Annotated in this window: 5 protein-coding genes and 2 pseudogenes; 5 read left to right on the top strand and 2 right to left on the bottom strand. The window is 54.0% G+C overall.

From position 1 onward, the window contains the following. Positions 1-97: 97 nt before the first annotated feature. The 5 genes and pseudogenes from BLU64_RS17330 to BLU64_RS16795 form a co-directional block, all read left to right on the top strand. A pseudogene (locus BLU64_RS17330) lies at positions 98-178 on the top strand (IS3 family transposase); the annotation flags it as partial. Between the two features lie 30 nt (positions 179-208). Beyond that, positions 209-313, top strand: a pseudogene (locus BLU64_RS17840) (helix-turn-helix domain-containing protein); the annotation flags it as partial. Positions 314-390: 77 nt separating this feature from the next. After that, positions 391-546 (top strand): hypothetical protein, encoded by a 156-nt coding sequence (locus BLU64_RS17835; protein WP_327062217.1) that lies wholly within the window; start codon positions 391-393, stop codon positions 544-546. Next, a complete protein-coding gene (locus BLU64_RS17935) occupies positions 501-632 on the top strand; it encodes a SymE family type I addiction module toxin (protein WP_394296477.1) in 132 nt (43 codons plus the stop codon). Before BLU64_RS17835 ends, BLU64_RS17935 begins: the two co-directional genes overlap by 46 nt. Before the next feature lie 51 nt (positions 633-683). Further along, positions 684-1,226, top strand: a complete 543-nt coding sequence (locus BLU64_RS16795) for an RNA 2'-phosphotransferase (RefSeq protein WP_026742239.1) — start codon at positions 684-686, stop codon at positions 1,224-1,226. Here the strand turns inward: BLU64_RS16795 and BLU64_RS16790 are convergent, their stop codons facing one another. Together BLU64_RS16790 and BLU64_RS17440 are read right to left on the bottom strand one after the other, a co-directional pair. Further along, positions 1,227-1,625, bottom strand: a complete 399-nt coding sequence (locus BLU64_RS16790) for an SMI1/KNR4 family protein (RefSeq protein WP_026742238.1) — start codon at positions 1,623-1,625, stop codon at positions 1,227-1,229. Next, positions 1,626-8,000 (bottom strand): hemagglutinin repeat-containing protein, encoded by a 6,375-nt coding sequence (locus BLU64_RS17440; RefSeq protein ID WP_244888437.1) that lies wholly within the window; start codon positions 7,998-8,000, stop codon positions 1,626-1,628. Positions 8,001-8,017: the final 17 nt, after the last annotated feature.

Below are 8,017 nucleotides of genomic sequence, written 5' to 3'. Positions count from 1 at the left end.
TACGGATTGCTTTGCGCCGCAGCCTCATCTTGGAACGTCAGCGACTGTGTGACGGGAGCCACGGTGTTCTTATCGGTGTTGACCGTTAAGTCGTATGTGTGATTACAATCGTTGGCGTCGTCACACTGCCTGCGGCGGTCTTAGCCCGGAACAATTTGAAAACCAGAACCTCGCTTAGGGCGGTGTCCACATTACGTGGGTAGGATCACAGTTCGAGGGGCTTAAGCAGATGGACAAAGAAGAACTGAAGTCAGTGACATCGATTCTGGATGCACTGATTTTAAAACATCAGGCCCGGCGAGTGCTGGGGTAAGCCTGATTTAGCGCGGCCTTAGCGTGGTGCAACAAGATAAGACTGCTGACCACAACAACTAGTTAGGATTAGTTATTATGGCTGAGCAGGATTGTATTTCAGAAGTGAAGATTTCCAAAGCGCAGCGGCGGCTAAAGGTGGGTTATACCAGTATTCGCCATGAGCAACGCGCCACTAAAATGACTAAATATCACAGCCGCCCCCCAGCCTGCACCTTAAAAACGACTGGCTAAAAGAGGCTGGGTTCACCACCGATACGCCAGTGATAGTGGTGGTTGGGTGGGAACAGCTGGTTATCAGACCAGTGACCGCTGAGTGACCGATAAAAATACCCCGGCTCGGTGACCGGGATTTATTTGAGATTATTATCATGAGTAAAAAAAACACAGATATAAGCAAGTTTTTGAGTTATGTATTACGCCATAAACCAGAAGCCATCGGTTTATCTCTGGATAATGAAGGATGGGCTATCATAAGCGATCTTATTCTTTGTTCAGTTAAAGAAGGCTATACACTTGATGATAACCTTCTTCATGATATTGTTGATAGCAGTGATAAAAAACGCTTTACGATTTCAGACGATGGGTTACGCATCCGGGCAGCTCAGGGGCACTCAACACAGCAGGTTAATATCGCTTATACAGAGAAAAAGCCGCCAGATATTTTATATCATGGAACAGCAAGCCGCTTTATATCTGCAATCAGGGAGCATGGTCTGATCCCTCTGTCACGCCAGTATGTACATCTTTCACCTGATGAAGATACTGCAATTCAAGTAGGACAACGTCATGGAAAACCGGTAGTACTAAAAATAAAAGCCCTGAACATGTACGAACAGGGCTTTAAATTCTTTCAGGCTGATAACGGGGTCTGGCTAACTGACACCGTTCCTTACCGGTTTATTCAGGAATAATTACTCTTCGTCTTCTGCTCGTTCAGCTTTATGACGGGCAGACTCAAGACGCGCCATTTTTAGCCATTCCTCGAAGTTATCTGTATAACCTTTGTCCTCCCAGCCTGCGGAAGCAAAAGCATGGACATAATATACTTTCGGATCGCCTGACGTATCTTCGCCGTCGAAACAGACAATATCATCCGTATAACGCCAGTTCGCAAAAGGTATCAAACTCCGTTCCGGATAAAGCTTTCTAATCTTGTCGCACCAAAAATCAACATAATTTTGAGCACAACAAAATAACCACCACGACTCGATATCTTCTAATTCAGCTCCTGAGACATAATCAATAAAACTTTCAGGTAAAGAAAAACCTGGAGATAAATAATTTTTATACATGCCTGCTCTGTTAGTCATTTATTTACCCTTACCAGTTATTCTTGGCGAATCGGATGATCCATTGGGATTATTTTTACTAAAACTACTGCTCTGGTTGTTAATTCTTCCAGTGATAGCTTCACCCCATGTTTTAGCAGAACCAAAACGTCCCGAGTCCACCATATCTTTTGGTAATGGATCGTCAAAACTCCTGACGTTAGCTTCAACTTTTATGCCTGCTTCTCTGGCAGCACTGATCCTTGTATTATCCATACTGGTCATTTTTCCATCAGGCATCTTGATAACATCAACTGGTTCACCTTTCCAGCCATCTTTTTTCATGCTGGAAACAAGATCATCGTAAGTGTATTTCACGCGTGTATCTCGATCTGTCTTATTGTAAGAAACGGTATTCTGTGAAAAGCGAATTTCGTTAGCATCAAATGAGGAAGTATTTCCTGTCGGTTTAACTGTGGTCTGCTCATTGATTCCTTTTTTCCCAATCCCTGCCGCTATTCCCGCAGCACTGGTTCCAGCCGCCTGGGCCAGTGAGTTGATCGCAAGCTGCTTCGCTTCCTCCGAATCCCCTGACATCAGTGCATTATGGATCGCCGTATTTCTGTCTGCCTCAAGCTGGATAGATGTTACCTGAAGAATAGATAATTCGTCCTGTTCTTCCGGCCTCAGACCACCTGTAGTACGTGCTTTCTCCAGCAACTCACTGGTTCGTTTGGCATAATCAGCCTGCAGCAGGCCAACTTCATTCGCTTTATCGACACAATCCTTAGCACCAGAGCAGTTCACAACGCTTTCATGCTGTTCTGCATTGATTTTCTTGTACTTATCAATAACGTCATTTTTACAAGCAGCATCCCCCTGGCACTGAGTCATTTCTTTGGCCCGGTCCTGGTTTTGCTGAACACTCAGCGCATTATTCTCAACCTCAACCCTGGCCGCATTACCCGCGCTCACTATCCCGCTCGTGTCGCCGGTGGCCAGTCCTCCGCCTGCCGCACCCAGTGCTGAAACCAGATTGAGGATAACCATTTTCTCATCCGGCGCCAATTCCTCCGCTTCTTTTCCATACAGTGCCTGCGCAAACGTTTTTGCACTCGCCGCTGCGATGAAGCCCCCCGCAGCACCCGCTGTCGCATTGCCTCCCTGCGCCTTCGCCAGGACCGCTGACGCCAGCGTATGCAGCGCTATACGCGCACCCTCATTATCATCTCCGCTCGCATCCTTTATCAGCTTTGCCAGCACCGGGGCGGCGCCCGCTGCCGCTCCGCTCTGTACATTGCCCCCCAGAACGCCGGCCAGAAGACCGCTCACCGATGTCCCTGCCGTCCAGAACGGACTGCCTACTCCGTACTCGCTTTCCGCCGCCTTGAACGTCTCCGACGCCAGCACGCGCTGTTCAATCTCCGCTTCGCTCAGTCCCTCAAGCTCGCCCGATGCCGCCATTTCATCACGCGCCTGCTGTTTCGCCGCATTCTGCTGGCTCTCTGCATACGCCGTCATCGCCTGCGTACCCAGCGACGTCGCCTGCTGCTGAATCTCCAGCTTGTCCCGGATGGCATTTCTGTCGAAATTATTCTCCAGCACGCTGTGCGCATGCTCCGTGTCACGACTCAACGTCGCCACATCCTGCTGCTGGTTGGCGTTGTCGCGGACCAGCACGTCACCCTCAGCGACCGCGCTGTGCGTCGTGCTGGTGACCCTTTGTGTGAAGTTCGCCATCGACATCGACGGCTTACCCCCCGACGAACCTTGATATCCCCCCGTCTGCGACTCGCCCGTGGTCGCGACCACGCCACCCGAGTCCGTACTCTTTCCCACGCCGCCGGATACGCTCAAGGCATACTGGCTACCGCTGGACTCCGCCCAGTTCTCGATATCGCTCCAGCCCAACGTGTCCGTACTGAGCCGATTTTTCGCCGCCTCCGCATCCGAGGCGATGACCGCTCCCTCCAGCTGGGTATGCCCGCCGACAAAAATATCAAAGCCGCCTTTACCGGCGAACAACCCGCTTTGGTCTACCACCGCCCGATATTCGTTGTTCATCCTGCCGCTGCTGACGTCCATGCTGCCCTGAGCCGAGGACGCGGAAGAGGCCCCGGCGCAGATGGGAGGGACACAGATACTCAGGTTGAGTCCGGTAGAGTTCGAGCGACTATGGTACTCCGCACTGTCCTGCTGGCTGCTGATAGTCAGGTCCCGGCCAACATCGGCGACGACCCGCTCCCCATACAGCTCCGCGCCTTGTAAAGTGGTATCGCGGTCACTGTTCATCGTCAACGTGTCGGTGGCCCGGACTTCGCTGTTATGGTTAACCAACGAATGCCCCTCCATTTGGCTCCGCGAACGGCTGGCGCCTATCTCCACACTGAAGCCATTTTGCTGACCAATCAGCGAGAAACCCACGCCGAGAGAGAACTGATTGCCGCTGCTCCGGCTCTGCTCTTTCTCCGTATCTTGCGCCGAGTTCAGCGTGATATCACGTCCTGCATCCAGCGCCACATTCTTACCGGCGATGCTCACGCCCCGACCCGCGATATCCTTATCCGCATCGAGACGCACCGTCTCGCCCGCCACCAGATGAGTTCCTTGCTCCTCTTGGCTACGGTAGTCTTGCTGCTCTTTCGAGCTGCCAGCAGAAACGCCAACGGTCACTTTCACCAACGAACCGTTGTAAGCCTCCTGAGCCACGCCGGTGGCGGTAGTCAGCGCAGCCTGAGCGGCATAGATAGCTGTCAGACGCGAGTCACGGCCCTCTTCTTTCGAACGGGCCGCATTCTCCAGGGCCTTCGCGGCGGAAACTGCCCAGCCAGAGGCCGAGGCCGTGACGCCATACTGCGAAGAAGAGGACTTACTCGAGTTATGCAGGCTGTCTTCACTGACATCCAGATGGATATTGTCACCGCTCAGGAGCAGCGATTTACCAGCCCGGATATCCGCACCATCCACTGATACATCCTGCTTGGCCTGGAGGGCGATATTGCCCTGTTGGCTTGTTATCTGACTGTGCAGCGTGCTCTGCTGATTGCTGTCGAGCTGCGACGAATGTTTTGAGCTGCGGTAGCCTACCTTGCCGCTGTAGCCATCACCGCCAAGGCTGCCCACCATACTTTCTTTACCGTCCTGTCTATCGGATATCGTGTTAGTGCCGGTGGTGATGTTGATACCGCCGCTTTCAGCAGACAAGAGGAGATTGTTGATCGACGCCAGGGTGCTACCCTCAAGATTGATATGTCCGTCTTTGCTGGTAATAAAGATGTCATTCCCAGCCATCTGGCTACCGCTCTGGGCAATGGTCTGCCGCTCGCCTTCGCTGCTGGATTTTTCCATACCAAACGGTAGTACGCCACTGCCATGGTTCGGCCCGCCGTTCATCGTACGGGTGCCTGAACCCACCGTTGGCGCTGCGGAAGTCACACTCCAAGCGCTGCTAGCGGTGCGGGTGCTCAGGTTCTCTTGGTCCGTTGAGGTCGTGATATCGACACTGTTTTTAGCATCAATAATGATAGATTCTTCAGCCCCGAGGCGGCTACCGCTAATCAGGACATTACCCTGACCTTTTTCGCCGGTGGCATTAAGCTGAATATTACCCGCCGCCGTCAGGTTGCTGCCGCTCGAAAACGCCGCGTAGTACTGTGACTCACTTTTTGAAGATGAGCGCCCGTAACTGATGGGCAACGAGGCTCCACCGCCAATGTCGGCCGCCGCCGCCAATTCACTTGACAACTGCTTCGCTTTAGTTACGCCACTGTCGTTTTCCTTGTTGATGGCCTTAATGTTACGCACCGCCTCGACAAGCGGATCGGAGAGAGAGATACCTACGCCTTTGCTATTACTGGACTGTTTCGCCGTCTCCTGCACCACGTCCTTGCCGGGGATAATATCAATATCACTGGCGGTAATGTCGATATGACCAGTTTTACGTTCCGTATCACCTTCTTTACGTGCTGCCGTCACGTCCGACGCGCTCACCGTAGCCTTATTACCGGCGTTGATTATCACGTTGCCGCCACTCGTTCCAATTAGGCTACGCGCCTCGCTTTGCGTTACCTCATTCCCTTCACGTGATGCCTTAGATGATTGAGAACCGATGGTGATGCCGAGATTATTGCTTAAAACCCCGCTCTTTTTTGACTCCTTTATACTGAGAGATGAAGACGTTTCCGTCGCCGCCTCAATGGTGACATCGTTGACCGCTTTCAGACGAACATCCTCCTGAGCAACAACGGAAGAGCCTTTTACCACCAAATCATTTCCCGCATTCACGCTGATACTGTTACCACTCAGCAGCGAGCCGCGTTCCGTCGTCACACGGTCATGCTGTACCGTGAAACCGGTGCTTTTGTTCAAAAAGCCTTTATTCTGAGAACGCTCTTCACTATGTTCAGTCTCTTGTTCGGTGGCGCTATTCATCGTCACATCGTTTTTGGCCTGTAGCGCAATCTCGCCGAGTTCGCTGTGCAGCGTACTGCCGGTAACGGCAAGATCGCCTTCACGCGCAATCGCGGTCACGCCGCCCTGGCCGCTAAAGGTGCTGCCCACCACGGCATCGCTGGCCCTATCAATCATGCGCTGGCTTTTCGTCCGCCCATCCTGTTTGTCTTCGCTGTCAAAAGCATTCGTTAGCTGATGCGCTTCTTTAATCGTGACGTTTTTCGCGCTGACGCCGACCCGACCTTCCGTACTGTCGACCTGAGCGCCCTCTGCGAGCAAATCATTGCCTGCGATCAAGGTGACACCCTTGGCCCCGCTCATCGAGCTGAGCAGCAGACGATCTTCCTCCCGACTATTGCTCACCGACGACGTGCTGCTGTTGGCCTCAAGGTGCGTGGTGTGGGTGGATTTGTCCGCCAGCAAATTGATATCGCCGCCCGCTTGCACGCCTAGCAGCCCTCCCGCGCTGGCCTGACTGCCGCGCAGCGTAATATCTTGGCCAGCGTTGAGCGCCAGATTGCCCCCGGCCTTCAGTTCGCTTCCCAGTGACTGCTGCCACTCCCCGCTAAGGGTCGCCATGCGCTCGCCGGCTTCTTCCATGCCGTCGCTGGTTCGATTGCCCATCGCACCGGAAATGACCTGCAATCCATCAGACTTGAAGCTGCTTTTCGCCGCGCTGATGTCCAGATTATCGCGGGCGCTCAGGCTAAGGTTATTCGTCGCGTCAAGCTTGGCGCCCTGTAGATGGATGTCGTTGCCGCTGAGGCTAATGTCGCTGGCGCTCAGGGTGGCCTGACGCAAGGCGTCCTGAAGATTCGTACTCATAGTCAGGCTTTCCGCCTGAACGTTAATGCTGTCACCCTTGATATCGCCGCTCAGATGCGAAAATTGCCCCGCATCGATGCTCAGCGCCTGGTCGGCGAACAGATTGCCCGCATTCGCGATGCTCTCCGCAGAGAGATCCAGTTCGCCACCGGCAATCAGCGCGCCATCACCGGTCAGGCGCAGTGTGGACTGAGCGAGGTAAACCTTAGGCACGAGAACGGTTTGCGGACCTGAAGCCGTCTCGACCGTCTCGTCAACCATCCAGACGATATCCTGCTGAAGTGAGGCGATCTGCTCCGGCGTCAGCGCCACGCCCGTGACCAGATGAAAGTCCTGCGCCACTTTGATGCCGTTGTTCATCAAATTCTGGTACTGCGCCATGGCATCTTCACCCTGAACGGACTGACGTCCGGTCAGACTCAGCACCTGATCCCGCACCAATCGCTGTTCGTAGAATCCGTCACCCAGACGCTTATGCACCGTCGACGGGTCATACCCTACCTGCGACAGCAGATAATCGCTGCTGACAAACTTCGTGCGGCTGGTAAACCGTTCATCGGTGACCACCAGATAAGGGCTGCCCGTCGCCGGATTCTGGCGGAACAAGCCATTGTCCGGAATCGAGGTCGCGACGCTGCCGACATATTGCTTAGCCGTCAGCGCCACTTCGGCTGGCAGCAGCGGTCGGCCTAATGCCGATGGGCTTCCGGCCGTGGCTTTGGCGCCCGGGGCTAGCGCCACGTTAGCCTGCTGACCGTCGACACCCTCAACGCTAAACGCCAGCGGATTACGCTCCCACTCCGCCCTCTCCGCCTCGGCCGCTTTCAGCGCCGCTTCCACGCTGCTGATCTGCGCCTGATTCACCGTGGTATTAGTGATATTCGCCGCGGCGATCGCCACCTTCCCTTGACCGGAAATGATGCCATCAATGGTGGTCAGCGCCGTGGTGGCATCGTAGTTGGTGGTGGGATACCAGTGGCGCGTGTCTCTGTCATAGTGGTCGGCAATCACTTCGGTGCGGTGTTCGTTGACCGAGTATCCCCGGTTATCCACGTTGCCGCTCCCTTCAATCCCCAGGTTGCCGTTGGCCGTGATCACGCTGGCATCATTGAGCAACTGCCCGTTAATACGCAGCGTCATGTCGCCGCCCGCCAGAA

It is taken from the genome of Lonsdalea quercina (assembly GCF_900107885.1).
GTDB lineage: Bacteria > Pseudomonadota > Gammaproteobacteria > Enterobacterales > Enterobacteriaceae > Lonsdalea > Lonsdalea quercina.
Note: the sequence above shows the minus strand (reverse complement) of the source record. Positions and strands in the feature narration are given on the sequence as shown.

Excerpts from the sequence above, each read along its gene's own strand:
- BLU64_RS17835 (WP_327062217.1), top strand. The coding sequence starts at position 391 with ATGGCTGAGCAGGATTGTATTTCAGAAGTGAAGATTTCCAAAGCGCAG.
- BLU64_RS16795 (WP_026742239.1), top strand. The coding sequence starts at position 684 with ATGAGTAAAAAAAACACAGATATAAGCAAGTTTTTGAGTTATGTATTA.
- BLU64_RS16790 (WP_026742238.1), bottom strand. The coding sequence starts at position 1,625 with ATGACTAACAGAGCAGGCATGTATAAAAATTATTTATCTCCAGGTTTT.
- BLU64_RS17440 (WP_244888437.1), bottom strand. The coding sequence starts at position 8,000 with ATGACGCTGCGTATTAACGGGCAGTTGCTCAATGATGCCAGCGTGATC.